Below are 25,013 nucleotides of genomic sequence, written 5' to 3'. Positions count from 1 at the left end.
TGCATCCTAACCAAGCTCAGGTTGCAGTTCCGCGTCACGCACCAGCCGTTCCAGCGCAGCCAGGTCCGGCACCCGTGCCACCTGCTCACCCACCTGTACCGCCGCCAGCTCCAGGCGGCCCAGCGCCACGTCCACGTAGTTCAGCTGGCTGTCGAGCTTGCACGAGCGCGGTATGTCCTGCAGCAACAACGCCAGGTAACGCAGGCCGGTATCACCCAGGGCATTGAGCACCACCACGCGCGCCCGCTCGCCGCAGGGTGTCTCGCCACCGCACGCGGCTTCGAAGCCGATCAGCGGCAGGCGCTGCTGGCGCCAGTCGATCCAGCCCAGGTGCCAGGCCGGCTCGCCGCGTTGGCACACCAGGTTGCGCTGGCCACTCAGTTCGGCCACCGCCACGTTGGGCAACACCAGGGTACGGTCGCCCAACGGCAGCAAAAGCCCGGTCAGGCTGCTGCGTTGGCCGGCGATCAGTTCAAGCATGGGTCTGGCTCCAGTGGGCAATGCTCTGCAACAGGACCGACTCCTGGTACGGCTTGCCCAGGTATTCGTTGACGCCGATGGCCATGGCACGGTCGCGGTGCTTCTGCCCGGTGCGCGAGGTGATCATGATGATCGGCAAATCTTTCAGCCGCTCGTCACGGCGAATGCGTGTGGCCACCTCGAAGCCGTCCATGCGCGGCATCTCGATGTCCAGCAGCAACACATCGGGGCGGTGTTCTTCCAGCAGTGCCATGGCATCGACCCCGTCCTTGGCCGTCAGCACACTCATGCCGTGGCGCTCCAGCAGGCGGCTGGTGACCTTGCGTACGGTCACCGAATCGTCCACCACCATTACCAGCAACGCCCGCTGTGGCGCCGGGCCGAACACCTGGCGCCGGGCCGCACCGCCACCCGGCAGGCGCGCCAGGCGCCGCTGCTGGCCACGCAACTGGCCCAGCAGGTCGAGAATCAGTACCACCCGGCCATCGCCCAGCAGCGTTGCCCCCGACAACCCGGCAACCGCGGCAAACTGCGGCCCCAGGCTCTTCACCACGATCTCGCGGCTGGGCGACAGGCTGTCGGCCTGGATGGCGAACGACTGCTCCTGGGAATGCACCAGCAGCACCGGCAGCGGCACGCTCTGCCCGAGCAATGCCGGGCGCGGCATGCCCTGTAGCAGTTCACCCAGGTAGCGCAGCTCGTATTCGTGGCCAGCGTACACATAACGCGGGGCGTCCAGCTGGTAGCACGCCGCCAGTTCGGCCGGCGGCACGCGGACGATGCCCTCGATGGTGTTCAGCGGAATGGCGTACTGCTCTTCGCCCAGATGCACCATCAGCGCACGGTTGACCGACACGGTGAACGGCAGGCGGATCAGGAAGCGCGCGCCCTTGCCCTGGGCCGACTCGATACTCATCGAGCCCCCCAGTTGCTTGACCTCTTCGTGTACCACGTCCATGCCCAGGCCACGCCCGGAAATCTGGGTGATCTTCTCGGCAGTGGAAAAGCCCGGGCGCAGGATGAACTGGAGGATCTCGTGATCGCTCAACTGCGCCTGCGGGTCCAGCAGGCCGCGCTTGATGGCCTTGCGGCGCACCGCTTCGAGTGGCACGCCGGCACCGTCGTCGGTCATTTCGATAACGATGTCCGCGCCTTCGTGCAGCAGATTCAGGTGAATGGTGCCCTGCTCCGGCTTGCCGGCGGCCAGGCGCATTTCGCGGCTTTCCAGGCCATGGTCGACGGCGTTGCGCAGCATGTGCTCCAGCGGCGCCACCATACGTTCGAGCACGCTGCGGTCCAGTTCGCCCTCGGCATTGCCCACCACCAGCTCCACCTGCTTGCCCAATTCGCTGGCCACCTGCCGTACCACGCGCTGCAAGCGTGGCACCAGGCGCTCGAAGGGCACCATCAGGGTCGCGGTCAGGCCTTCCTGCAACTGGCTGTTCACCCGCGCCTGCTGCTGCAGCAGGCTGTAGGCCTCCTGGGCGCGCTGTGCCAGGGTTTCCTTGAGGTCGAGCAAGTCCGAGGCAGACTCGAACAGGGCCCGCGACAGCTGCTGCAGTTGCGAGTGGCGGTCCATTTCCAGCGGGTCGAAGTCGTCATAGGCATCGCCTTCGAACTGCTGCCGGCTGGACATCCGCCCTTGGGTCTCGATATCCAGGCGCAGCAACTGGTCGCGCATGCGTTCGAGGGTGGTTTCCATCTCGTTGAGGGTGAACTGCGCATCGTTTACCTGCTGCTCGATGCGCCCACGGATGATCGAGTGCTCACCGGCCAGGTTGCCCAGCTCGTCGAGCAACTCGGCATCGACCTTCACCATGTCGCCCGGCGCCCGCTCCGGCGCCGCCGCCGGCGCCTCACTGGTCGCGGCCTCGACAGGCCCCTGGCCAGCGGCGCTGTCGGCCAGGGCCGAGAAGCTGAAGTTGCGGATGTAGTCGATCAGCGCAGTGGCGGCATGCAACGGCTGCCCCAGGCGCACGGCATCGAGCATGTGCGCCAGGCGGTCATGGCAGTTCTGCAGCAAGGCGAACAGTGGCGCGCTCGGCGGCATACGGCCAGCGGCCAGCAGCTCGTAGAGGAACTCCAGTTCGTGGGCCAGGTCGCCGATCGGCGCAATTTCGACCATGCGCGCCACACCCTTGAGGGTGTGCAGGTCGCGCATCAGGTTGTCCACCTCCACACTGTTGCGCGGGTCGGCCTGCCAGCGCGCCAGGGCTGCGGCGGCACTCTCGACGATGTCCGAGCTTTCTTCGAGGAAGACTTCCAGCAGCTCTTCGCCTGGGCTTTCCGGCTCTTCGACCAGCGGCTCGGCCACAGCCGGCAGCAAAGGGTTGTGCGCCGCCCCCAGGCCAAGGGTATCGGCCAGGTCCATGTCCGGGTGCAGCGGCGTGACCGTGTCGATGCCCACCAGGCCGGTGGCCTCCGGTGCCAGGGCCTGGCCCAGCAGGTTACGCAGGCTGTCGACCAGCTCCGGCCTTGGCGGGATGTCCTGCCCCGCCGCCACTTCGTCGAGCATGTCCAGCAGGGCTTCATGGGCCCGCTGCACGTGGGCGAAGAAGCGCGCATCGGCGGGCAGGCTGCCCTCCTCCACGGCGCCATACAGGTCGAGCAAGGCCTCGCACACGTCATCCATTTGCCACAAGTCGGCCAAGTGTGCGGCATGGCCCAGGGTGGTCAGTTCGTCGAGCAGGGTGTCCAGTGCATCGCGCTGGCCGGGCTGTTCCTGCCAGCGCGACAGCAACGACTCGGCATCCAGCAGGATATCCATGGCCTGGGCCAGGAAACTGGCGATCAACTGCGGGTCGCGCTTGCTGCGCCGCGCATGCTGCGGGTCGTCATGCAAGCTGGCCAGGTGCGCGTCCACCGCCTGGCCGACCTGCTCGATCAGCTCCGCGGCACCGGGGATGGCCGCCAGCGGCGTGCTGTCGAGTTGCGCCAGGCCCAGGTGGAACAGCGAGCGAGCAGCTTCCAGCCATTCGATCTCGGCCATTTGCAGGGGCAGTTGGTGGCCCTTGTATTCACGAGCCAGGCGGTCGAAGGCGGTGGCCAGTTCGGCGACCGGCATCACCCCGGCCATGGCGGCACTGCCCTTGAGCGTATGCAGGGCGCGCTGGAGGCCATCGCTGACCTGCGTATCGTGGCCGTCGGCGCCCTGCAGGAAAGCATCCAGGCTGGCCAGGTGGCCCTGCGCCTCGCTGCGGAAGATGTCGAGCAATTGCGGGTCGAGGCCGTCGATGTCGGCCGCCACCGGGGCATCGTTTTCGGCCAGGGCATGCAGGTGCCCGGCCAGCTGCTCGATTTCCGTCAGTTGTGGCAGCTGGCCGGCGGCAAAGTCGGCCAGCAGGTCGGGCAGGTAGACGAATGCCTGCTGCAGGGCCACCACGCCTTCCGGGCTGAGCACGCTGCGGCCCTCGAGTACCCGGTTCAGCAGGTGCTCGGCGCCCCAGGCCAGCTCGGCCACCGCCTCGGCATGCACCATGCGGCCGCTGCCCTTGAGCGTATGCAAGGCGCGGCGCACTTCTCCCAGTGCCTCGCGCTGCTGGTTGTCGGCACGCCAGCGCAGCCAGTGGCGCTCGATTTCCGGCAGCAGCTCACCGGCCTCGTCGAGAAACACTTCACGCAACTCGTCATCGATGCCATCAGCGCTGCCATCGTGGCCCGCAGTGGCCTCGACCAGCGCGCAGTGCACACCCAGCGTCGCCAGGCTGGCGCGCGCCATGTCGATGAAGGGCTGGCCATCCGCCAATGGGTCCGCCACCCGCCATTGCAGGTAGCATTCGGCAGCGCTCAGGGCCTCGGCCAGGTGCGTCAGCTCATCGGCAGGCGGCTCCACGTCCAGGTGCTGCAGCCAGCGCTGTACATAGCTGGCGCAACCGGCAAACAGCTCGGCCACGGCCGGCAGCATCAACATCGCCAGCGCACCGCGAATCTGCTGCAACAGCCCTGGCAAGGGTTGCAGGCGTTGCCGCGGCCAGCCGGACTCCAGGCAATCGCCGATCAGGTCCTTGGCCTGCTGCAGCACGTTCAGCGACTCGTTCAACACCAGCTGGCGGATTTCGGCCAGGTCCGAGCCCGGCAGGCCGCCCTGGCCGTTTTCCTCCAGCGGGCCGACCATGCCATTGAGCGTGGCCTCCACGTACAGCAGGGCCCCCGCTACATCCATCAACACCGCGTCGTCCACGGCCCGCTCGCCCTGGGCCAGGGCCTGCAACGCCAGCACCTGGTCGATGATCACCCGGCGTGGCTGCTGGAAGCCAAGCACCGCCAGGGTGTCGGCCACGTGGCGCAGCGGTGCCAGCAGGGCATCGAGCTGCTCGCTGTGCTGGCGGTCGCCACGCACGAACTGGTCCAGGCGCTCCTTGATGCGCATCAGGTCGTCGCACAGCGCGGTCACCACCGAGCGCAGGGCATCGCGGCCAGGCCCTGCCTGCAGCTGCTCGCGCCAGTTGCCCAGCGACAGGTCGAGGTTGGCCAGGTCGTCGGCACCGGCAAAGCGTTGGGTGGCGCCGCTGATCAGGCTGGCCTGGGCCAACGGCTCCTCGCCACGGCAGGCACGCAGCTGGTTGAGCAGCGGCAGCATCACCAGTGGCAGGTCGTGGCGGGCGCCGCGCAGGCGCTCCAGATACGACGGCAATTGCTCCAGACCGCGGAACAACGCGCCCAGGCAATCACCGCGGGGGCTGACCTGGCCATCGGCCAGGGCCCTGGCGAACAGCTCCAGTTCTTCGGCCAGGCGCGTGGCGCCGCGCAGTTCGAGCATGCGCAGGCAGCCGTGCACCTGGTGCAGGTTGTCGACCACGAATGCCAGCATCGACAGGTCGCCAGGCTCGCCGGCAAAGCGCTCCAGCGCCTGGCGCGCCTGGCCCAGGCAGTCGAGGATGGCGGCCTTGGTCCAGGCCAGCGCCACCGTGTCGTGGCGCTCGGGGCTTACAGCTGCTACAGCCATGGGCACTCCTCGGCGCGGCTTTTCAGTAGAGCTCATCAGTAGGGCTCTTCACTTGGGCTCTGCTGGTGGCGGCAGGGTGAACCCGGACACCGAACGGCGCATCTCGCTGGCCATGCGTGCCAGGTGGCGGATGCTGTCGGCGGTGGCGCCGGAGCCGGCGGAGGTCTGCGCGGTAATCTGCTGGATGACTGCCATGGTGTGGGAGATCTGCCCGGCAGACGAAGTCTGCAGCTGGGCGGCATCGGAGATGCTGTGGATAAGGTCGGCGAGGTTCTGCGATACGCCTTCGATTTCGGCCAGCGCCACCCCGGCATCCTGGGCCAGGCGGGCACCGCGCACCACTTCGGCGGTGGTCTGCTCCATGGAGATAACCGCCTCGTTGGTGTCGGCCTGGATGGTGCGCACCAGCGCTTCGATCTGCCGGGTGGCCGACGACGAGCGCTCGGCCAGGCGCTGCACTTCGTCGGCGACCACGGCGAACCCACGGCCGGCCTCGCCGGCAAGCGAGGCCTGAATTGCCGCGTTGAGGGCGAGGATGTTGGTCTGGTCGGCAATGTCGTCGATCAGGCTGACGATATCGCCGATTTCCTGGGAAGACTCACCGAGGCGCTTGATCCGTTTGGCGGTGTCCTGGATCTGCTCGCGAATGTTGTCCATGCCGTTGATGGTGTTGTGCACCACCTCGTTGCCCTTGTTGGCGATCGCCACCGAGCGCTCGGCAACCTTGGCCGACTCGTAGGCATGTGCCGAAACCCGGTCGATCGACTCGACCATGTCGCCGACCGCCTCGGATGCCTCGCTGATCTGCTCGGCCTGGTGTTCAGAGGCCTTGGCCAGCTGGCGTGCGGTGTTCTGTGTGTCCTGTACGGCGGCAGCGACCTGCACGGCGCTGTGGTTGATGGTGGCGACCAGGTCGCGCAATTGGTCCACGGAATAGTTGATCGAATCGGCAATGGCGCCGGTGAAGTCTTCGGTCACCGATACGGTCACGGTCAGGTCGCCGTCAGCCAGCTCTTCGATTTCGTCGAGCAAGCGCATGATCGCCTGCTGGTTGCGTTCGTTCTTTTCCGCCGTCTCGCGCAGCTGGCGGTTGGTGGTGCGCACCATGACCAGGCCGATGAGGATGATCGAAGCCAACGCCAGCAGGCCCAGGACATAGCCGCCGACAGTGTCGAGGGTGCGCCCGCCGGCCAGGTTCTCGAAACCGTTGGCCAGGTGCGAGGCCTCGTCGAGCAAAGTTTGCGACAGGCTGAAGATGTTGCCGGCAGCCTCGCGCACGCGGAACAGTTCTGGCGAGGTTTCGAGGATTTCATCCACCGAGCCGGCAACGAACTGAAACAGCTCGGCAATTTCAGCCAGGCGCGCACGGGCGTCGGCGTCCTCGACACGGGTCACCTGGATCGCCGCGCTGCCACTGAGCATGCCTTCCAGCACTTGGCCGAAGCGCCCGGCATCACGGCCAAAGGCATCCGCAGCCTGGGCCGCGGTGTCGTCACCGGCCAGCACAGTGTTGACCGAGCCGAGGATGCGTTCGGCCAGCAGCAACTGGCGCTGGGCCACCGCCACCTGGCTGGCCGGGGCGCCGCTCTGCAGCAGGATCTCGACCACTTTCTCGTATTCCACCTGCAACTGCGGCACGGTCTCGGCCAGGGTCGCCGCCACCTGGTGCAGCGACAGCACGGTCTGCTCGCTTGCCAGGATGGTATCGGTGTTCTTGCGCAGGTTTTCCCAGTCGCGGCGTACCGCTTCCATCTCGTCACGCACCATGGGCGGCGCGGGTGGCAGGCCGGTGGACTTGTCACCTTCACGCAGGTAGCCCCAGCGCCGTTCGAAATCGTTGCGCGCGTCCGACAGCAGCTTGAAGGCCAGGGCCTTGCCGGTGGCGGCTTCGGTGGCGTTCTTGGCGATGCGCTGCGACAGCACCCGCAGCTCGCCGGCGTGGCCGATGTACTGCTTGTCGTAGTTGGACTGGGTGTTCAGGTAGGCAAAGTTGGCGAACAGCAGGATGATCGACAGGATCAGGATCAGGAACAGCACGGTGATCTGCGCGATGCTGCGGGTACGTGGGGTCACGGTGGTGACGGGGGTGGCAGGCTTGTTCACGTTCGCAGGTCCTATAACGCCACATCGAGAAAGCCCGGCGCCTGGGCCAGGGCGAAGGGGCTGAAGATCGCCCAGTTGCGTTCACGCGGGAAGTGCCCCTGCACGAAACGTGCAGCGGCGCGGATCAGCGGCTGTGGTGGCGACAGTTGCAGGCTGTCCAGGGCAAAGTGCTGCAGGCCCAGCACCTCGTCCACCAGCAGGCCGACGAACAGGTCCTCGTGGTCCAGCACCAGCACCCGCCGCTGCTTGCCCGGGGCGGCGTGGCCCAGGCCGAAGAAGCTGCTCAGGTCCATCACCGGCAACAGCCGGCCGCGCAGGTTGGCTACCCCGCACACCCACGGCTGCACACCGGGGACGCGGCTGCTGCGCGGTTCGCGCAGCACCTCGGCCACCTCGCCCATAGGCGCGACGAACCATTGCCCGGCAATGCGAAAGCCGATGCCGCTCCACTGTTGCAGGCGGTTGTCCTGCGGCGGCTGGTCGGCGACCAGCAGGCGGCAGCGCCGGTCGATGTCCAGCAACAACTCGAAGGCGGTCAGCGACGCGCCCTGCGGGCGGGTGGTCAAGCCCCCAGCACTTCTTTGAGCTTGGCGATCAGCGCGTCCTCTTCCACCGGTTTGGTCAGGAAGTCACGAGCGCCCTGGCGCGTGGCCCAGATACGGTCGGTTTCCTGGTCCTTGGTGGTGACCACGATCACCGGGATGGCGCTGGTTTCCGGGTCCTTGCTGAGCTGGCGGGTGGCCTGGAAGCCGTTCATGCCGGGCATGACGATGTCCATCAGCACCGCGTCGGGCTTGTCCTGCCGGGCCAGGGCCACGCCATCGGCACCGTTGTTGGCCTTGAGCACCTGGTAGCCGTGCTTTTCCAGCCATTCGGTCAATCGGTACATCTCTGTCGGCGAGTCGTCGACAATCAGAACTCGGGCCATGCTGGTTCCCCATCAGGAAAGAAAGACCGTGCCATGGCGGGGCGCGGTCAGGGTGCGTGTTGTTGGGCTGCGGCAAAACCGGGCACGTGGGCGCGGATCGCGTCGAGCAGTTCTTCCTTGCTGAACGGTTTGGTCAGGAACTGGTCGGAGCCGACCACCCGGCCGCGGGCCTTGTCGAACAGGCCGTCACGTGACGACAGCAGAATGACCGGGGTGTCCTTGAAGGCACTGTTGTGCTTGATCACCGCGCAGGTCTGGTAGCCGTCCAGGCGCGGCATCAACACATCGACGAAGATGATGCTGGGCTGGTGGTCGACGATCTTGGCCAGGGCATCGAAGCCATCGCTGGCGGTGATCACCTCGCAGCCCGCTTCACCGAGCAACATCTGCGCGGTGCGGCGGATCGTGCGCGAATCGTCGATCACCATCACCTTCAGGGGTTGTTCCATCTGTTGGGCTACCATTTGCCGAAATCCTGGGGCCGTTGTGGGAGCGGCCTTGCGTCGCGAAAGGGCTGCGCAGCAGCCCCCATGGGCCTGTCATTCAGCACTATGACTGGCATTTTTAGCACACTCCGGGTGGCCGTTCCATCTGCGGCGCCCCTTGACCGGCGGCGTTCACGGCGCCACCCTGAGCCACTTTTCTTTCGATCCATCGCGGCCACGCGCCGCCAAGAGGAACCACCCCATGAGCGTTCGCCTCGGCATTGTCATGGACCCCATCGCGTCCATCTCCTACAAGAAGGACAGCTCGCTGGCCATGCTGCTGGCCGCCCAGGCACGCGGCTGGAGCCTGTTCTACATGGAACAGCGCGATATGTACCTGGGCGCCGGCCAGGCCCGTGCGCAGATGCGCCCGCTGAAAGTGTTCGCCGACCCGGCCCGCTGGTTCGAGCTGGGCGAGGAGCAGGACAGCGCGCTGGCCGAGCTGGACGTGATCCTGATGCGCAAGGACCCGCCCTTCGACATGGAGTTCGTCTACAGCACCTACCTGCTGGAGCAGGCCGAGCGCGAAGGCGTGCTGGTGGTCAACCGCCCGCAGAGCCTGCGCGACTGTAACGAAAAACTGTTCGCCACCCAGTTCCCGCAGTGCATGGCGCCGACCCTGGTCAGCCGCCGTGTCGACATCCTGCGCGAGTTCGCCAACAGCCGTGGTGACGTGATCCTCAAGCCGCTGGACGGCATGGGCGGTGCCTCGGTGTTCCGCCACCGCAAGGACGACCCGAACCTGTCGGTGATCCTGGAAACCCTGACCCAGCACGGCAACCAGCAGATCATGGCGCAGGAATACCTGCCGCAGATCGTCGACGGCGACAAGCGCATCCTGATGATCGACGGCGAGCCGGTGGACTACTGCCTGGCGCGCATTCCGGCCAGCGGCGAAACCCGTGGCAACCTGGCCGCCGGTGGCCGTGGCGAAGCACGCCCGCTGACCGACCGCGACCGCTGGATCGCCGCCCAGGTCGGCCCGGCCCTGCGCGAGAAGGGCCTGATGTTCGTAGGCCTGGACGTGATCGGCGACTACCTCACCGAAATCAACGTCACCAGCCCCACCTGCATCCGCGAGATCGATGCCGCCTACAACACCGATATCGGCGGGCAATTGATGGATGCCATTGATCGCCAGCTGAAGGCGCGCTGACCGCCGACGCACGGCAACAACCCAGAGTGGGGTATGATGCGGGTCCTTTTGGCCTGGCCTGCTACCCCGCCCTGCGGTTGCTGGAAACCTGATGACGCTGCCCGCTGACATCCCCGCCGACCTGCTGCCCCCCCGTGTTCGCCCGGTGGACCGGCTCGGCTTTACCCTGTTCCTGGCTGCCCTGGTGCACCTGGCGCTGATCCTCGGCGTCGGCTTCAGCGTGGTCAAGCCTGCCGAAATCCGCCACACCATGGACATCACCCTGGCCACCTTCAAGAGCGAGAAACCGCCGGAGAAGGCCGATTTCCAGGCCCAGGACAACCAGCAGGGCAGCGGCACCCTGGACAAGAAAGCGGTGCCCAGGACCACCGAACTGGCACCGTTCCAGGACAGCAAGATCAACAAGATCACCCCGCCACCCGCCGCGAAGCCCGAGGTGGTACCGCCCCCTGTCCCGCAGAAGTCGGCGGTAGTGACCACGGCGCCCAAGCCACAGAAGGTCGAGCCCAAGCCCAGGGAAAGCAAGCCACAGCCCAAGCCGGCAGCCCCGGCACCGGACTTCGACAGCTCGCAGTTGTCCAGCCAGATCGCCAGCCTGGAGGCGGAGCTGTCCAACGAACAGCAGATGTACGCCAAGCGCCCGCGCATCCACCGGCTCAATGCCGCCTCGACCATGCGCGACAAGGGGGCCTGGTACAAGGAAGAGTGGCGCAAGAAGGTCGAGCGGGTGGGCAACCTGAACTACCCCGATGAAGCGCGCCGGCAACAGATCTACGGCAACCTGCGCATGATGGTGTCGATCAACCGCGATGGCTCGCTGTACGAGGTGCTGGTGCTGGAGTCGTCCGGGCAACCGGTGCTGGACCAGGCGGCGCAGCGCATCGTGCGGCTGGCGGCGCCGTTTGCGCCGTTTACCGGGGACCTGGCCGAGTTTGACCGGCTGGAGATCATCCGCACCTGGCGCTTTGCCCGTGGGGACCGTCTGTCCAGTAACTGAATCAGGGCCGCTTCGCGCCCCATCGCCGGCAAGCCAGCTCCCACAGGGATAGCACATGGCTTGAGATCAATGCGATCGGTGTGGGAGCTGGCTTGCCGGCGATGGGCTGCACAGCAGCCCCAAAACAGCCATGCCGAGCACCTTGTCAGCCTCGCCACCTGGCGCCACACTATCCCCCATGAAAACCCTCACGCCGAGCTACCTCAAGCATCAGTTCCTGATCGCCATGCCGCACATGGCCGATCCGAACTTCGCCCAGACCCTCACGTACATCGTCGAGCACAACGCCCATGGCGCCATGGGCCTGGTGGTCAACCGACCGCAGGAGCTGAACCTGGCCGACATCCTCGAGCAGCTGCGCCCGGACGAAATGCCACCGGCCAGCACCTTGCAGGTGCCGATCTACCAAGGTGGCCCGGTACAGACCGACCGTGGCTTCGTGCTGCACAGCAGCGAATGCAGTTTCCAGGCCACCGTGGCGCTGGAAGGGCTGTCGCTGACCACCTCGCAGGATATATTGCTTGCCATCGCCGCCGGGGTAGGCCCGAAACAGAGCCTGATCACCCTGGGTTATGCCGGCTGGGAAGCGGGCCAACTGGAAGCGGAGCTTGCCGATAACGCCTGGCTCAACTGCCCGTTCGACCCGGAAATCATCTTCGGCCTGACCAGCGACCTGCGCCTGGAAGCCGCCGCCGCCAGCCTGGGGATCAACCTGAACCTGCTGACCAGCCAGGCGGGCCACGCCTGATGGCCGAACTGCACCCTGAACTGCGTCTGCTGCTGGGCTTCGACTACGGCAGCAAACAGATCGGCGTAGCCGTCGGCCAGGTGGTCACCGGCCAGGCCCGCGAGCTTTGCACCCTGAAGGCACAGAACGGCGTGCCGGACTGGGCCCAGGTGGAAAAGCTGATTGCCGAATGGAAGCCCGACGCCATCGTCGTCGGCCTGCCGCTGAACATGGACGGCACCCCCAGCGAAATGAGCGCCCGCGCAGAAAAGTTCGCCCGCCGCCTGAACGGCCGCTTCAACCTGCCCGTGCACACCCACGACGAACGCCTGACCACCTTCGAGGCCAAGGGCGAGCGCATGGCCCGTGGCGGCCAGCGCGGCAGCTACCGCGACAACCCGGTCGATGCCATCGCCGCCGCCCTGTTGCTGCAAGGCTGGCTGGAGGCCAATACCTGATCATCTTTGCCGCCGGGCCCGCCCGGCGCACCCTTCCGAGGAGCCTGCAATGAGCCTACCCGATCCAGCCGAACTGATTCGGCAGATGGCCGTCGACCTTCGCGCCCACCTGGCCCGCCGGGCAATTACCGAACCGCGCTACATCGGCATCCGCACCGGCGGCGTCTGGGTTGCCCAGGCCCTGCAGGAAGCCATGGGCGACACCAGCCCCATGGGCACTCTGGACGTGTCGTTCTATCGCGACGACTTCAGCCAGAACGGCCTGCACCCGCAAGTGCGCCCGTCCGAGCTGCCGTTCGAGGTCGAGGGCCAGCACCTGGTGCTGGTGGATGATGTGCTGATGAGCGGCCGCACGGTGCGCGCCGCGCTCAACGAACTGTTCGATTATGGCCGCCCGGCCAGCGTCACCCTGGTCTGCTTGCTGGACCTGGATGCCGGCGAACTGCCAATCCGCCCGAATGTACTCGGCGCCACCCTGTCGCTGGCCGCCCATGAACGGGTAAAATTGACCGGACCCGCACCGCTCGCTCTCGAGCGCCAGGACCTCGCCTCCGCTTCCGCCCTTTAAGAGTCCCCCGCGATGACGCCAATCGACGCCAAGCGCCCGCTGCAGCTCAATGATCAGGGCCAGCTGCGCCACTTCCTCTCGCTCGACGGTTTGCCCCGCGAACTGCTCACCGAGATCCTCGACACCGCCGACTCCTTCCTGGAAGTCGGTGCCCGGGCCGTGAAGAAAGTCCCGTTGCTGCGCGGCAAGACCGTGTGCAACGTGTTCTTCGAGAACTCCACCCGTACCCGTACCACCTTCGAACTGGCGGCCCAGCGCCTGTCGGCCGACGTGATCAGCCTGAACGTGTCGACATCCTCGACCAGCAAGGGCGAGACCCTGTTCGACACCCTGCGCAACCTCGAAGCCATGGCCGCCGACATGTTCGTGGTGCGCCACTCCGACTCCGGAGCCGCGCACTTCATCGCCGAGCACGTGTGCCCGGAAGTTGCCGTGATCAACGGCGGTGACGGCCGCCATGCGCACCCGACCCAGGGCATGCTCGACATGCTCACCATCCGCCGCCACAAGGGCAGCTTCGAGAACCTGTCGGTGGCCATCGTCGGCGACATCCTGCACTCGCGCGTGGCCCGCTCCGACATGCTGGCGCTCAAAGCGCTGGGCTGCCCGGACATCCGCGTGATCGGCCCGAAAACCCTGATCCCGATCGGTATCGAGCAGTACGGCGTGAAGGTTTACACCGACCTCGCCGAAGGCCTGAAGGATGTCGACGTGGTGATCATGCTGCGCCTGCAGCGTGAGCGCATGGCCGGTGGCCTGCTGCCCAGCGAAGGCGAGTTCTACCGCCTGTTCGGCCTGACCACCGCGCGCCTGGCCGGGGCCAAGCCCGACGCCATCGTCATGCACCCGGGCCCGATCAACCGCGGCGTGGAAATCGAGTCGGCGGTGGCCGACGGCAAGCACTCGGTGATCCTCAACCAGGTCACCTACGGCATCGCCGTGCGCATGGCCGTGCTGTCCATGGCCATGAGCGGGCAGAACGCGCAACGTCAATTCGACCAGGAGAACGCCCAGTGACCATCAGTATTCTCGGCGCCCGGGTCATCGACCCCAACAGCGGCCTGGACCAGGTCACCGACCTGCACCTGGACGGCGGCCGCATTGCCGCCATCGGTGCCGCCCCGGCCGGCTTCAGCGCCAGCCGCACGATCCAGGCTGATGGCCTGGTCGCCGCCCCCGGCCTGGTCGACCTCGGCGTGTCCCTGCGCGAGCCGGGCTACAGCCGCAAAGGCAACATCGCCAGTGAGACCCGCGCCGCCGTCGCCGGCGGTGTCACCAGCCTGTGCTGCCCGCCGCAGACCAAGCCGGTGCTGGACACCTCGGCCGTGGCCGAACTGATCCTCGACCGCGCCCGCGAGGCCGCCAACAGCAAGGTCTACCCGATCGGCGCCCTGACCAAGGGCCTGGAAGGCGAGCAACTGGCCGAGCTGGTGGCCCTGCGCGACACCGGCTGCGTGGCTTTCGGCAATGGCCTGAAGGAAATCCCCAACAACCGTACCCTGGCCCGCGCCCTGGAATACGCCGCCACCTTCGACCTGACCGTGGTGTTCCACTCCCAGGACCGCGACCTGGCCCAAGGCGGCCTGGCCCACGAAGGTGCCATGGCCAGCTTCCTCGGCCTGCCGGGCATTCCGGAAACCGCCGAGACCGTGGCCCTGGCGCGCAACCTGCTGCTGGTGGAACAGACCGGCGTGCGTGCGCACTTCACCCAGATCACCAGCGCCCGTGGCGCACGGCTGATCGAGCAGGCCCAGCAGCTTGGCCTGCCGGTGACCGCCGATGTGGCGCTGTACCAACTGATCCTTACCGACGAGTCGCTGCGTGAGTTCTCCAGCCTGTACCACGTGCAGCCACCGCTGCGCACCGCCGCCGACCGTGACGGCCTGCGTGCGGCGGTGAAGTCGGGCGTGATCCAGGCGATTTCCAGCCACCACCAGCCGCACGAGCGCGACGCCAAGCTGGCCCCGTTCGGCGCCACCGAGCCGGGCATCAGCAGCGTCGAACTGCTGCTGCCGCTGGCCATGACCCTGGTGCAGGACGGCCTGCTCGACCTGCCAACCTTGCTGGCCCGCCTGAGCAGCGGCCCGGCGGCGGCCCTGCGCCTGCCGGCCGGCGAGCTGAAAGTGGGTGGCGCGGCCGACCTGGTGCTGTTCGACCCGCAAGCCTCGACCGTGGCCGGCGAGCAGTGGTTCTCGCGCGGCGAGAACTGCCCGTTCATCGGCCACTGCCTGCCAGGTGCGGTGCGTTATACCTTGGTCGATGGGCATGTCTGCCACGAGGCCTGAGTAACCCTCACTGGCCTCATCGCCGGCAAGCCAGCTTCCACAGGAAATCACTGCCCTCAAGGCCTGTGATATCCCTGTGGGAGCTGGCTTGCCGGCGATGAGGCCAGTGCAAGGGAACACCTACCATTCATCCCCCACGGTTGAAATCCTTCCCCCCACCCCCATATGAGTCTGCATCAGGCACTTTCGCCCCGCTGCGTGGAGACTCTCCCCTTGACCACCATCGTTTCTGTCCGCCGTAACGGCAAAGTCGTCATGGGCGGCGACGGCCAGGTATCCCTCGGCAACACCGTGATGAAAGGCAACGCCAAGAAGGTGCGCCGCCTGTACCACGGCCAGGTCATCGCGGGCTTCGCCGGCGCCACCGCCGATGCGTTCACCCTGTTCGAGCGCTTTGAAGGCCAGCTCGAGAAACATCAGGGCCACCTGGTCCGCGCTGCCGTGGAGCTGGCCAAGGAATGGCGTACCGACCGCTCCCTGAGCCGCCTGGAGGCCATGCTGGCCGTGGCCAACAAGGACGCCTCCCTGATCATCACCGGCAACGGCGACGTGGTCGAACCCGAAGACGGCCTGATCGCCATGGGTTCCGGCGGCGCCTACGCCCAGGCCGCAGCCCGCGCCCTGCTGAACAAGACCGACCTCTCGGCCCGTGAAATCGCCGAGACCGCCCTGAACATCGCCGGCGACATCTGCGTGTTCACCAACCACAACCTGACCATCGAGGAGCAGGACCTGGCCGACTGATCAGCTGTTCTGGCGCCTCATCCCGGTGATGGGGTTTTTCCACGCTGATTTATTCCGCCCGAGGACCATTTTCATCATGTCCATGACCCCCCGCGAGATCGTCCACGAACTCAACCGCCACATCATCGGCCAGGACGACGCCAAGCGCGCCGTGGCCATCGCCCTGCGCAACCGCTGGCGGCGCATGCAGCTCCCCGCCGAGCTGCGCGCCGAAGTGACCCCGAAGAACATCCTGATGATCGGCCCTACCGGCGTCGGCAAGACCGAAATCGCCCGCCGCCTGGCCAAGCTGGCCAACGCGCCGTTCCTCAAGGTTGAAGCCACCAAGTTCACCGAAGTGGGCTACGTGGGCCGCGACGTCGAGTCGATCATCCGCGACCTGGCCGATGCCGCGCTGAAGATGCTGCGTGAGCAAGAGATCATCCGCGTGCGCCACCGCGCCGAAGACGCCGCCGAAGACCGCATCCTCGACGCCCTGCTGCCGCAGGCTCGGGTCAGCAGCTTCGCCGAGGAAGCCGCGCAGACCAGCACCGATTCCAACACCCGCCAGCTGTTCCGCAAGCGCCTGCGCGAAGGCCAGCTGGACGACAAGGAAATCGAGATCGAAGTGGCCGATGCCGTGGGCGTCGAAATTGCCGCGCCGCCCGGCATGGAAGAAATGACCAACCAGCTGCAGAGCCTGTTCGCCAACATGGGCAAAGGCAAGCGCAAGGCGCGCAAGCTGAAGGTGAAAGAAGCACTGAAGATGGTTCGCGATGAAGAAGCGAGCCGCCTGGTCAACGAGGAAGAACTCAAGGCCAAGGCCCTGGAAGCTGTCGAGCAGCACGGCATCGTATTCATCGACGAAATCGACAAGGTTGCCAAGCGCGGCAATGTTGGCGGCGCCGACGTGTCCCGTGAAGGCGTGCAGCGCGACCTGCTGCCGCTGATCGAAGGCTGCACCGTCAACACCAAGCTGGGCATGGTCAAGACCGACCACATCCTGTTCATTGCCTCGGGTGCGTTCCACCTGAGCAAGCCGAGCGACCTGGTGCCCGAGCTGCAAGGCCGCCTGCCGATCCGTGTGGAACTCAAGGCCCTGACCCCGGAAGACTTCGAGCGCATCCTGCAGGAGCCGCACGCGTCGCTGACCGAACAGTACCAGGCCCTGCTCAAGACCGAAGGCCTGAACATCGAGTTCCTCGCCGACGGTATCAAGCGCCTGGCCGAGATTGCCTACCAGGTGAACGAGAAGACCGAGAACATCGGCGCCCGCCGCCTGCACACCCTGCTCGAGCGTTTGCTCGAAGAGGTGTCGTTCAGCGCTGGCGACCTGGCCAGCACCCATGACGAAGCGCCGATCCAGATCGACGCGGCGTATGTGAACAGCCACCTGGGTGAGCTGGCGCAGAACGAAGACCTGTCGCGTTACATCCTGTAAGACCGCAGGGGGCCGCCTTGCGGCCCAATCGCCGGCAAGCCAGCTCCCACAGGTACTTCACAATCCTGAACCTGTGGAGTACCTGTGGGAGCTGGCTTGCCGGCGATTGGGCTGCAGAGCAGCCCCTTGCACAATGACCCGAATCTCCCGAAGCTGTGCACTATCAGCTCCCGAGAGATTCCAGCCATGGCCCGCCTGCCCACCGCCATCAACCTGCACAAAGCCTCGAAAACCCTCAGCCTCACCTACGCCCCCGGCGAGGTCTACCACCTGCCCGCCGAATTCCTGCGCGTGCACTCCCCCTCCGCCGAGGTCCAGGGCCACGGTAACCCCATCCTGCAGTTCGGCAAGATCAACGTCGGCCTCAGCGGCCTGGAGCCAGCCGGGCAATACGCACTGAAACTGACCTTCGACGACGGCCATGACAGCGGCCTGTTCACCTGGGAATATCTCGAGCAGCTGTGCCTGCGCCAGGAACAGCTGTGGGCCGAGTACCTCGACGAACTGCACAAGGCCGGGAAATCCCGCGACCCCGCCGAGTCGGTGGTCAAACTCATGCTCTAGCGCAAGGCCTGCAGCATTTAGAGCGCATTTTCTAAAATCATCTGTTTGAATGACTTACAGACAGCCCAGTGACGGGCTGTCTTGCGCATTACATGAAAGTCGGGTAACCAATGGGGGTGGCAAGTTCCCTGCATCAAATTGCAGGTAGTCAGAACCCTCGCAGCACCGCTGTTCCTTATCACTGGTCACCCGAGTAGCAGTACCGGGCTCAGAACTGTGCACCCGCCACAGCAACCGGTACTCGTCTCAGGACAACGGAGCGTCGTAGATGAGTAACAAGAACAACGATGAGCTGCAGCGGCAGGCCTCGGAAAACACCCTGGGGTTGAACCCGGTCATCGGTATCCGCCGCAAAGACCTGTTGAGCTCGGCACGCACCGTGCTGCGCCAGGCCGTGCGCCAACCGCTGCACAGCGCCAAGCATGTGGCCCACTTTGGCCTGGAGCTGAAGAACGTGCTGCTGGGCAAGTCCAGCCTTGCCCCGGAAAGCGACGACCGTCGCTTCAATGACCCGGCATGGAGCAACAACCCACTTTACCGTCGCTACCTGCAAACCTACCTGGCCTGGCGCAAGGAGCTGCAGGACTGGATCGGCAACAGCGACTTGTCGCCCCAGGACATCAGCCGCGGCCAGTTCGTCATCAACCTGATGACCGAAGCCATGGCTCCGACCAACACCCTGTCCAACCCGGCAGCGGTCAAACGCTTTTTCGAAACCGGCGGCAAGAGCCTGCTCGATGGCCTGTCCAACCTGGCCAAGGACCTGGTCAACAACGGTGGCATGCCCAGCCAGGTAAACATGGACGCCTTCGAGGTGGGCAAGAACCTGGGCACCAGTGAAGGCGCCGTGGTGTACCGCAACGATGTGCTGGAGTTGATCCAGTACAGCCCCATCACCGAGCAGGTGCATGCCCGCCCGCTGCTGGTGGTGCCGCCGCAGATCAACAAGTTCTATGTATTCGACCTGAGCCCGGAAAAGAGCCTGGCGCGCTACTGCCTGCGCTCGCAGCAGCAGACCTTCATCATCAGCTGGCGCAACCCGACCAAAGCCCAGCGCGAATGGGGCCTGTCCACCTACATCGACGCGCTCAAGGAGGCGGTCGACGCGGTGCTGGCGATTACCGGCAGCAAGGACCTGAACATGCTCGGTGCCTGCTCCGGCGGCATCACCTGCACGGCATTGGTCGGCCACTATGCCGCCCTCGGCGAAAACAAGGTCAATGCCCTGACTCTGCTGGTCAGCGTGCTGGACACCACCATGGACAACCAGGTCGCCCTGTTCGTCGACGAGCAGACTTTGGAGGCCGCCAAGCGCCACTCCTACCAGGCCGGCGTGCTCGAAGGCAGCGAGATGGCCAAGGTGTTCGCCTGGATGCGCCCCAACGACCTGATCTGGAACTACTGGGTCAACAACTACCTGCTCGGCAACGAGCCGCCGGTGTTCGACATCCTGTTCTGGAACAACGACACCACGCGCCTGCCGGCCGCCTTCCACGGCGACCTGATCGAAATGTTCAAGAGCAACCCGCTGACCCGCCCGGACGCCCTGGAGGTTTGCGGCACCCCGATCGACCTGAAACAGGTCAAATGCGACATCTACAGCCTTGCCGGCACCAACGACCACATCACCCCGTGGCAGTCGTGCTACCGCTCGGCGCATCTGTTCGGCGGCAAGATCGAGTTCGTGCTGTCCAACAGCGGCCACATCCAGAGCATCCTCAACCCGCCAGGCAACCCCAAGGCGCGCTTCATGACCGGTGCCGATCGCCCGGGTGACCCGGTGGCCTGGCAGGAAAACGCCACCAAGCATGCCGACTCCTGGTGGCTGCACTGGCAAAGCTGGCTGGGCGAGCGTGCCGGCGAGCTGAAAAAGGCGCCGACCCGCCTGGGCAACCGTGCCTATGCCGCTGGCGAGGCATCCCCGGGCACCTACGTTCACGAGCGTTGAGCTGCAGCGCCGTGGCCACCTGCGGGGCGCCACGGTGTTCATTTCACCCCATGAGTCACGCGCATGCCGCAACCCTACATCTTCAGGACCGTCGAGCTGGACAACCAGTCCATCCGCACCGCCGTCCGCCCGGGCAAACCGCACCTGACGCCGCTGCTGATCTTCAACGGCATCGGTGCCAACCTGGAGCTGGTGTTTCCGTTCATCGAAGCACTGGACCCGGACCTGGAAGTCATTGCCTTTGACGTACCCGGGGTCGGCGGCTCGTCCACGCCGCGCCACCCGTACCGCTTCCCCGGGTTGGCCAAGCTGACGGCACGCATGCTCGACTACCTCGACTACGGCCAGGTCAATGTCATCGGTGTGTCGTGGGGCGGCGCCCTGGCCCAGCAGTTCGCCCACGATTACCCCGAACGCTGCAAGAAACTGGTGCTGGCCGCCACCGCAGCCGGTGCGGTGATGGTGCCAGGCAAGCCCAAGGTGTTGTGGATGATGGCCAGCCCACGGCGTTACGTGCAGCCGTCGCATGTCATCCGCATTGCGCCGACGATCTATGGCGGCGGCTTCCGGCGTGACCCCGAACTGGCCATGCAGCACGCCGCCAAGGTGCGCTCCGGCGGCAAGATGGGCTACTACTGGCAGCTGTTCGCCGGGCTCGGCTGGACCAGCATCCACTGGCTGCACAAGATCCAGCAACCGACCCTGGTGCTGGCCGGCGACGACGACCCACTGATCCCGCTGATCAACATGCGCCTGCTGGCCTGGCGGATTCCCAATGCCCAGCTACACATTATCGACGACGGTCATTTGTTCCTGATCACCCGGGCCGAGGCCGTCGCCCCGATCATCATGAAGTTCCTTCAGCAAGAACGACAGCGCGCCGTCATGCACCCTCGCCCGGCTTCGGGCGGGTAAATCGATGCGGCCTTCTTCGCGGGCGCGCCCGCTCCCACAGGGATGGCGCCGAACCTGTGGGAGCGGGCATGCCCGCGAAGGTCTCGACAGCGAAATGGCTTAGACGAGGGAGTGTTGCCATGAAAGACAAACCGGCCAAAGGAACGCCAACGCTTCCCGCCACCAGCATGAACGTGCAGAACGCCATCCTCGGCCTGCGCGGCCGTGACCTGATTTCCACGCTGCGCAATGTCAGCCGCCAAAGCCTGCGTCACCCGCTGCACACCGCACATCACCTGTTGGCCCTGGGTGGCCAGCTGGGCCGGGTGATGCTGGGTGACACACCGCTTCAGCCGAACCCGCGCGATACGCGCTTCAATGACCCGACATGGAGCCAGAACCCGTTCTACCGTCGCGGCCTGCAGGCCTACCTGGCCTGGCAGAAGCAAACCCGACTGTGGATCGAGGAAAGCCACCTGGACGACGATGACCGGGCCCGTGCGCACTTCCTGTTCAACCTGATCAACGATGCCCTGGCGCCGAGCAACTCGCTGCTCAACCCGCTGGCGGTCAAGGAACTGTTCAACAGCGGTGGCCAGAGCCTGGTGCGCGGTGTGGCCCACCTGCTCGATGACCTGCGCCACAATGACGGCCTGCCACGCCAGGTCGACGAGCGCGCCTTTGAAGTTGGCGGCAACCTCGCCGCGACTGCCGGCGCCGTGGTGTTTCGCAACGAGCTGCTGGAGCTGATCCAGTACAAACCGATGAGCGAAAAGCAGCATGCCCGGCCACTGCTGGTGGTGCCGCCACAGATCAACAAGTTCTACATCTTCGACCTCAGCTCGACCAACAGCTTCGTCCAGTACATGCTCAAGAATGGCCTGCAGGTGTTCATGGTCAGCTGGCGCAACCCCGACCCGCGCCACCGCGAATGGGGCCTGTCCAGCTACGTGCAGGCCCTGGAAGAAGCGCTCAACGCTTGCCGCAGCATCAGCGGCAACCGCGACCCCAACCTGATGGGCGCCTGCGCCGGCGGCCTGACCATGGCCGCACTGCAGGGCCACCTGCAGGCCAAGCACCAACTGCGCCGGGTGCGCAGCGCCACCTACCTGGTCAGCCTGCTGGACAGCAAGTTCGAAAGCCCCGCCAGCCTGTTCGCCGACGAGCAGACCATCGAGGCCGCCAAGCGCCGCTCCTACCAGCGCGGCGTGCTGGATGGCGCCGAGGTGGCGCGGATCTTCGCCTGGATGCGGCCCAACGACCTGATCTGGAACTACTGGGTCAACAACTACCTGCTCGGCAAGACACCACCAGCCTTCGACATCCTGTACTGGAACGCCGACAGCACGCGCCTGCCCGCCGCGCTGCATGGCGACCTGCTGGACTTCTTCAAGCTCAACCCGCTGACCCACCCCGCCGGCCTGGAGGTATGCGGCACCCCCATCGACCTGCAGAAGGTCGAGCTGGACAGTTTCACCGTGGCCGGCAGCAACGACCACATCACCCCGTGGGATGCGGTGTACCGCTCGGCCTTGCTGCTGGGTGGCGACCGGCGCTTCGTGCTGGCCAACAGCGGGCATATCCAGAGCATCATCAACCCGCCCGGCAACCCCAAGGCCTACTACCTGGCCAACCCCAAGCTATCCAGCGACCCGCGTGCCTGGTTCCACGACGCCAAGCGCAGCGAAGGCAGCTGGTGGCCGTTGTGGCTGGAGTGGATCACCCCGCGCTCCGGCCCGCTCAAGGCACCGCGCAGCGAACTGGGCAATGCCACCTACCCACCGCTGGGCCCCGCGCCGGGCACCTACGTGCTGACCCGATGAGCATGCCGACTGGATGAAGACTCGCGACCGTATCCTCGAATGTGCCCTGCAGCTGTTCAACCAGCAGGGCGAACCGAACGTATCCACCCTGGAAATTGCCAACGAACTGGGCATCAGCCCTGGCAATCTCTACTACCACTTCCACGGCAAGGAGCCGTTGGTGCTGGGGCTGTTCGAGCGCTTTGAAGAAGCGCTGATGCCCTTGCTCGACCCGCCGCTGGAGGTACGCCTGGACGCCGAGGATTACTGGCTGTTTCTGCACCTGATCGTCGAACGCATGGCGCAGTACCGCTTCCTGTTCCAGGACCTGTCGAACCTGACCGGGCGCCTGCCCAAACTGGCCCGCGGCATGCGCAACCTGATCAACGCGCTCAAGCGCACACTGGCGGCGTTGCTAGCCAGCCTCAAGGGCCAGGGGTTGGTAGAGAGCGAGACCCAGGCGCTGGGGCAACTGGTGGAGCAGATCACCCTGACACTGATGTTCTCGCTGGATTATCAGCGGGTACTGGGGCGCGAGGGGGATGTGGGGATTGTGGTGTACCAGGTGATGATGCTGGTGGCGCCGCATCTGCAGGCCCAGGCGCGGGGGGCGGCGGAGCAGTTGGCGGTGCGGTATCTGGAGGGGTAAGCCTGTTGTTTCGGTGTCGCGGCTTTCGCGGGCATGCCCGCTCCCACAGGTGAAATGCAGTGCTCGAGTGCACACAGGACCTGTGGGAGCGGGCAAGCCCGCGAAGAAGGCGACGCGGTATCAGATCAGGGTACCGGTGCCTGTCTGTGCCGAAGGTGGGTTGCTGGCCGGAGCCGCAGTTGGCGCCGGAGCTGCACTAGCGGCCGGAGCGGCGCTGGCCGCCGGAGCTGCCGGCTTGGCGGCTGCCGGCTTGGCGGCTGCCGGCTTGGCCGGTGCTTTCTTCACTGCAGGCTTCTTCGCCACAGCCGGTTTGGCCGCTGCCGGTTTCGCCGCAGGCTTGGCCGCCGCAGTCTTGGCAGCAGGTTTAGCCGCTGCGGCCTTGGCTGCCGGCTTGGCTGCCGCGGTTTTTGCCGCAGGCTTGGCCGCTGCCGTCTTGGCCAGTGGCTTGGCCGCCGCCTTGCTCGCAGCCGGTTTGGCTGCAGTGCGCGACGAAATCGGGGTAACCGAAGCGCCGGTGAGTTTCTCGATCTGCTTGGTCAGGCTGTCCACCTGCTGGTGCAGGGCCTTGATCTCGTTGCGGCTCGGCACGCCAAGGCGCGAGATGGCACTGTTCAGGCGCTTGTCGAAGGCCTCTTCGAGTTCGCTCCACTTGCCCAGCGCACGGTCCTTCACGCCCGACACACGCGAAGTGGTCGACGACTTGGCAGTTTCAGCAACATCTTCTGCGGTCTTCTTCGCCTGCTTCTCGGCCTTCTCGCCATCCTTCACCAGCGAGTCGAACAGCTTCGGGCCGTCCTGGTCGATCTTCGAATAGATACCAAGCCCCGCCAGCCAGATCTTGCGGGAGTACTTCTCGATCCCGCCGACCCAGGAGCTGCCTTCTTTCTCGGAATTCTTCTTGCCAGCCATCCTGCTCTCCTTATGGTTTGTGCGCGACGCGCTCGAGCAGCTCGTGCAGCTGTTCAAGCTTGATGGACAACGCCTCAACGTCATGTTTAGACGGAATGCCAAGGCGATTCAAGGCGCGACCTACCCGCGCGTCGAAAGCTTTTTCGATCTTGTCCAGTTGAACTTCGACCTTGCCGCGTACGCGACTGACTTCCTGGGTCGCTTCGTCGATCTGGTTGTTGGCAGCATCGAGCTCCTTGTCGATACGCTTCTTGCCACGCTTCTCGACGCCTTCGCCGGCCTTGACCAGCTCATTGAAGTAGTCGGAGCCTTCCTGGCCCACACGCGCATAGGCGCCGATGCCCGCCAGCCAGATCTTGCGCGCGTAGCCGCGCACCTCGCCCAGCGTACCCGGGGCGTCGTCCTTTTTCTTCACAGTCACTTTGGCCATGCTCTGTACCTCATGCTCATGAGTGGAGGAGGAACCGCCCATGGAGGTTGGGCTTGAGCACAAGGTAGAGAGGGAAATTAGAATCTTCACCCTAAGGTGAACGAGCATGGCCCGGGAAGGGGTCAGGCCAGGGCTTTGTCCAGCGCCCGCTCGATCTCGCCCTTGATGGTGCCGCTCATCATCGACAGCATCATCCCCAGCTTCAATTCGACGCGGATGCGGTCATCGAAGATGTGCACGCTGCCGTTGGCACCGCTGCGCGCCACGTCGACCCGGTCACCGTTCCAGGTGGCCTTGAGGTCGTACTCGCGGGTCAGTTTGTCGACCAGCGCTTCAGCCTTGGCACGGGCGGCATCACGGCCGAGGGAATGTTTGCGTTCGACGCTGATCTGGGTCATGCGGGTGTTCCTGAAGATGAAGACATAATGGGCATTATGCCCGCCCCTGCCCACTGGCACACCCCGCCAAGACAAATCCGCCCGTTCGCCCTAGAATGGCGGTAATTTTTTCCGGTGAAGCGA

The 25,013-nt window shown here is 65.6% G+C and carries 23 protein-coding genes; 14 read left to right on the top strand and 9 right to left on the bottom strand.

From position 1 onward, the window contains the following. Window positions 1-6: 6 nt before the first annotated feature. Genes CAG22_RS02175 through CAG22_RS02150 form a run of 6 tightly spaced genes read right to left on the bottom strand, consistent with a single transcriptional unit; the run spans window position 7 to window position 8,905 of the window. Entirely contained in the window at window positions 7-480 is a 474-nt protein-coding gene (locus CAG22_RS02175; protein ID WP_025340902.1) for a chemotaxis protein CheW, read from the bottom strand. After that, on the bottom strand, window positions 473-5,425 hold the full coding sequence (locus tag CAG22_RS02170; RefSeq protein WP_085704212.1) for an Hpt domain-containing protein: 4,953 nt from the start codon (window positions 5,423-5,425) through the stop codon (window positions 473-475). Before CAG22_RS02170 ends, CAG22_RS02175 begins: the two co-directional genes overlap by 8 nt. Before the next feature lie 48 nt (window positions 5,426-5,473). Continuing rightward, a complete protein-coding gene (locus tag CAG22_RS02165) occupies window positions 5,474-7,528 on the bottom strand; it encodes a methyl-accepting chemotaxis protein (RefSeq protein ID WP_025340904.1) in 2,055 nt (684 codons plus the stop codon). An 11-nt stretch (window positions 7,529-7,539) separates the two neighbouring features. Next, complete coding sequence (locus CAG22_RS02160) at window positions 7,540-8,094, bottom strand: chemotaxis protein CheW (protein ID WP_025340905.1); 555 nt, start codon at window positions 8,092-8,094, stop codon at window positions 7,540-7,542. After that, complete coding sequence (gene pilH, locus CAG22_RS02155) at window positions 8,091-8,456, bottom strand: twitching motility response regulator PilH (RefSeq protein WP_025340906.1); 366 nt, start codon at window positions 8,454-8,456, stop codon at window positions 8,091-8,093. Before pilH ends, CAG22_RS02160 begins: the two co-directional genes overlap by 4 nt. 47 nt (window positions 8,457-8,503) lie before the next feature. Further along, window positions 8,504-8,905: a PleD family two-component system response regulator gene (locus CAG22_RS02150; protein WP_003257770.1), complete on the bottom strand. Its 402-nt coding sequence runs from the start codon at window positions 8,903-8,905 to the stop codon at window positions 8,504-8,506. Between the two features lie 238 nt (window positions 8,906-9,143). Here CAG22_RS02150 and gshB point away from each other — a divergent pair, with 238 nt between their 5' ends. From gshB to CAG22_RS02080, 14 genes are all read left to right on the top strand, one after another. Beyond that, complete coding sequence (gene gshB, locus CAG22_RS02145) at window positions 9,144-10,097, top strand: glutathione synthase (RefSeq protein WP_085704209.1); 954 nt, start codon at window positions 9,144-9,146, stop codon at window positions 10,095-10,097. Window positions 10,098-10,188: 91 nt separating this feature from the next. Continuing rightward, complete coding sequence (locus CAG22_RS02140) at window positions 10,189-11,094, top strand: energy transducer TonB (protein ID WP_085704206.1); 906 nt, start codon at window positions 10,189-10,191, stop codon at window positions 11,092-11,094. Between the two features lie 178 nt (window positions 11,095-11,272). Further along, window positions 11,273-11,842, top strand: a complete 570-nt coding sequence (locus tag CAG22_RS02135) for a YqgE/AlgH family protein (protein WP_015272081.1) — start codon at window positions 11,273-11,275, stop codon at window positions 11,840-11,842. Further along, a complete protein-coding gene (gene ruvX / locus CAG22_RS02130) occupies window positions 11,842-12,279 on the top strand; it encodes a Holliday junction resolvase RuvX (RefSeq protein ID WP_013974530.1) in 438 nt (145 codons plus the stop codon). Before CAG22_RS02135 ends, ruvX begins: the two co-directional genes overlap by 1 nt. Window positions 12,280-12,328: 49 nt before the next feature. Beyond that, window positions 12,329-12,847, top strand: coding sequence for a bifunctional pyr operon transcriptional regulator/uracil phosphoribosyltransferase PyrR (gene pyrR, locus CAG22_RS02125; RefSeq protein WP_025340908.1), 519 nt, complete (start codon window positions 12,329-12,331; stop codon window positions 12,845-12,847). 12 nt (window positions 12,848-12,859) lie between these two features. Then, the gene (locus CAG22_RS02120) at window positions 12,860-13,864 is read left to right on the top strand and encodes an aspartate carbamoyltransferase catalytic subunit (RefSeq protein WP_003257774.1); all 1,005 of its coding nucleotides are present in this window, start codon (window positions 12,860-12,862) and stop codon (window positions 13,862-13,864) included. Next, the gene (locus CAG22_RS02115) at window positions 13,861-15,132 is read left to right on the top strand and encodes a dihydroorotase (RefSeq protein WP_015272083.1); all 1,272 of its coding nucleotides are present in this window, start codon (window positions 13,861-13,863) and stop codon (window positions 15,130-15,132) included. Before CAG22_RS02120 ends, CAG22_RS02115 begins: the two co-directional genes overlap by 4 nt. A gap of 213 nt (window positions 15,133-15,345) precedes the next feature. Then, window positions 15,346-15,876 (top strand): ATP-dependent protease subunit HslV, encoded by a 531-nt coding sequence (hslV, locus tag CAG22_RS02110; protein WP_003249309.1) that lies wholly within the window; start codon window positions 15,346-15,348, stop codon window positions 15,874-15,876. A 76-nt stretch (window positions 15,877-15,952) separates the two neighbouring features. Continuing rightward, the gene (gene hslU / locus CAG22_RS02105) at window positions 15,953-17,296 is read left to right on the top strand and encodes an ATP-dependent protease ATPase subunit HslU (RefSeq protein WP_015272084.1); all 1,344 of its coding nucleotides are present in this window, start codon (window positions 15,953-15,955) and stop codon (window positions 17,294-17,296) included. 186 nt (window positions 17,297-17,482) lie between these two features. After that, on the top strand, window positions 17,483-17,860 hold the full coding sequence (locus CAG22_RS02100) for a gamma-butyrobetaine hydroxylase-like domain-containing protein (RefSeq protein ID WP_003249306.1): 378 nt from the start codon (window positions 17,483-17,485) through the stop codon (window positions 17,858-17,860). Window positions 17,861-18,128: 268 nt separating this feature from the next. Continuing rightward, entirely contained in the window at window positions 18,129-19,808 is a 1,680-nt protein-coding gene (gene phaC, locus CAG22_RS02095) for a class II poly(R)-hydroxyalkanoic acid synthase (RefSeq protein ID WP_025340910.1), read from the top strand. 63 nt (window positions 19,809-19,871) lie between these two features. Further along, window positions 19,872-20,723 carry a poly(3-hydroxyalkanoate) depolymerase gene (gene phaZ / locus CAG22_RS02090; protein WP_025340911.1) on the top strand — a complete coding sequence of 284 codons (852 nt, stop codon included), beginning with the start codon at window positions 19,872-19,874 and terminating at the stop codon, window positions 20,721-20,723. Window positions 20,724-20,842: 119 nt separating this feature from the next. After that, the gene (gene phaC, locus CAG22_RS02085; protein WP_085587798.1) at window positions 20,843-22,525 is read left to right on the top strand and encodes a class II poly(R)-hydroxyalkanoic acid synthase; all 1,683 of its coding nucleotides are present in this window, start codon (window positions 20,843-20,845) and stop codon (window positions 22,523-22,525) included. Between the two features lie 13 nt (window positions 22,526-22,538). After that, entirely contained in the window at window positions 22,539-23,153 is a 615-nt protein-coding gene (locus tag CAG22_RS02080) for a TetR/AcrR family transcriptional regulator (protein WP_075046596.1), read from the top strand. Between the two features lie 120 nt (window positions 23,154-23,273). On the opposite strand, the gene CAG22_RS02075 is transcribed toward CAG22_RS02080, so the two are convergent. The 3 genes from CAG22_RS02075 to CAG22_RS02065 all read right to left on the bottom strand — a co-directional run bounded on the left by CAG22_RS02075 (window position 23,274) and on the right by CAG22_RS02065 (window position 24,890). Beyond that, entirely contained in the window at window positions 23,274-24,062 is a 789-nt protein-coding gene (locus CAG22_RS02075) for a phasin family protein (protein WP_085691406.1), read from the bottom strand. A 10-nt stretch (window positions 24,063-24,072) separates the two neighbouring features. Further along, window positions 24,073-24,492 (bottom strand): phasin family protein, encoded by a 420-nt coding sequence (locus tag CAG22_RS02070; RefSeq protein ID WP_023663112.1) that lies wholly within the window; start codon window positions 24,490-24,492, stop codon window positions 24,073-24,075. A 122-nt stretch (window positions 24,493-24,614) separates the two neighbouring features. Next, window positions 24,615-24,890 (bottom strand): polyhydroxyalkanoic acid system family protein, encoded by a 276-nt coding sequence (locus tag CAG22_RS02065; protein ID WP_015272091.1) that lies wholly within the window; start codon window positions 24,888-24,890, stop codon window positions 24,615-24,617. Window positions 24,891-25,013 lie beyond the last annotated feature (123 nt).

It is taken from the genome of Pseudomonas sp. B8(2017) (assembly GCF_002113575.1).
Classification (GTDB): Bacteria; Pseudomonadota; Gammaproteobacteria; order Pseudomonadales; family Pseudomonadaceae; genus Aquipseudomonas; species Aquipseudomonas putida_Z.
This window is presented reverse-complemented; position numbering and strand designations above follow the sequence as displayed.

Bases quoted from the DNA above. Each gene is read 5' to 3' on its own strand.
- CAG22_RS02175 (WP_025340902.1), bottom strand. From the start codon at position 480: ATGCTTGAACTGATCGCCGGCCAACGCAGCAGCCTGACCGGGCTTTTG.
- CAG22_RS02170 (WP_085704212.1), bottom strand. From the start codon at position 5,425: ATGGCTGTAGCAGCTGTAAGCCCCGAGCGCCACGACACGGTGGCGCTG.
- pilH (WP_025340906.1), bottom strand. From the start codon at position 8,456: ATGGCCCGAGTTCTGATTGTCGACGACTCGCCGACAGAGATGTACCGA.
- CAG22_RS02150 (WP_003257770.1), bottom strand. From the start codon at position 8,905: ATGGAACAACCCCTGAAGGTGATGGTGATCGACGATTCGCGCACGATC.
- gshB (WP_085704209.1), top strand. From the start codon at position 9,144: ATGAGCGTTCGCCTCGGCATTGTCATGGACCCCATCGCGTCCATCTCC.
- CAG22_RS02140 (WP_085704206.1), top strand. From the start codon at position 10,189: ATGACGCTGCCCGCTGACATCCCCGCCGACCTGCTGCCCCCCCGTGTT.
- CAG22_RS02135 (WP_015272081.1), top strand. From the start codon at position 11,273: ATGAAAACCCTCACGCCGAGCTACCTCAAGCATCAGTTCCTGATCGCC.
- ruvX (WP_013974530.1), top strand. From the start codon at position 11,842: ATGGCCGAACTGCACCCTGAACTGCGTCTGCTGCTGGGCTTCGACTAC.
- pyrR (WP_025340908.1), top strand. From the start codon at position 12,329: ATGAGCCTACCCGATCCAGCCGAACTGATTCGGCAGATGGCCGTCGAC.
- CAG22_RS02120 (WP_003257774.1), top strand. From the start codon at position 12,860: ATGACGCCAATCGACGCCAAGCGCCCGCTGCAGCTCAATGATCAGGGC.
- hslU (WP_015272084.1), top strand. From the start codon at position 15,953: ATGTCCATGACCCCCCGCGAGATCGTCCACGAACTCAACCGCCACATC.
- CAG22_RS02100 (WP_003249306.1), top strand. From the start codon at position 17,483: ATGGCCCGCCTGCCCACCGCCATCAACCTGCACAAAGCCTCGAAAACC.
- phaC (WP_025340910.1), top strand. From the start codon at position 18,129: ATGAGTAACAAGAACAACGATGAGCTGCAGCGGCAGGCCTCGGAAAAC.
- phaZ (WP_025340911.1), top strand. From the start codon at position 19,872: ATGCCGCAACCCTACATCTTCAGGACCGTCGAGCTGGACAACCAGTCC.
- phaC (WP_085587798.1), top strand. From the start codon at position 20,843: ATGAAAGACAAACCGGCCAAAGGAACGCCAACGCTTCCCGCCACCAGC.
- CAG22_RS02080 (WP_075046596.1), top strand. From the start codon at position 22,539: ATGAAGACTCGCGACCGTATCCTCGAATGTGCCCTGCAGCTGTTCAAC.
- CAG22_RS02075 (WP_085691406.1), bottom strand. From the start codon at position 24,062: ATGGCTGGCAAGAAGAATTCCGAGAAAGAAGGCAGCTCCTGGGTCGGC.
- CAG22_RS02070 (WP_023663112.1), bottom strand. From the start codon at position 24,492: ATGGCCAAAGTGACTGTGAAGAAAAAGGACGACGCCCCGGGTACGCTG.
- CAG22_RS02065 (WP_015272091.1), bottom strand. From the start codon at position 24,890: ATGACCCAGATCAGCGTCGAACGCAAACATTCCCTCGGCCGTGATGCC.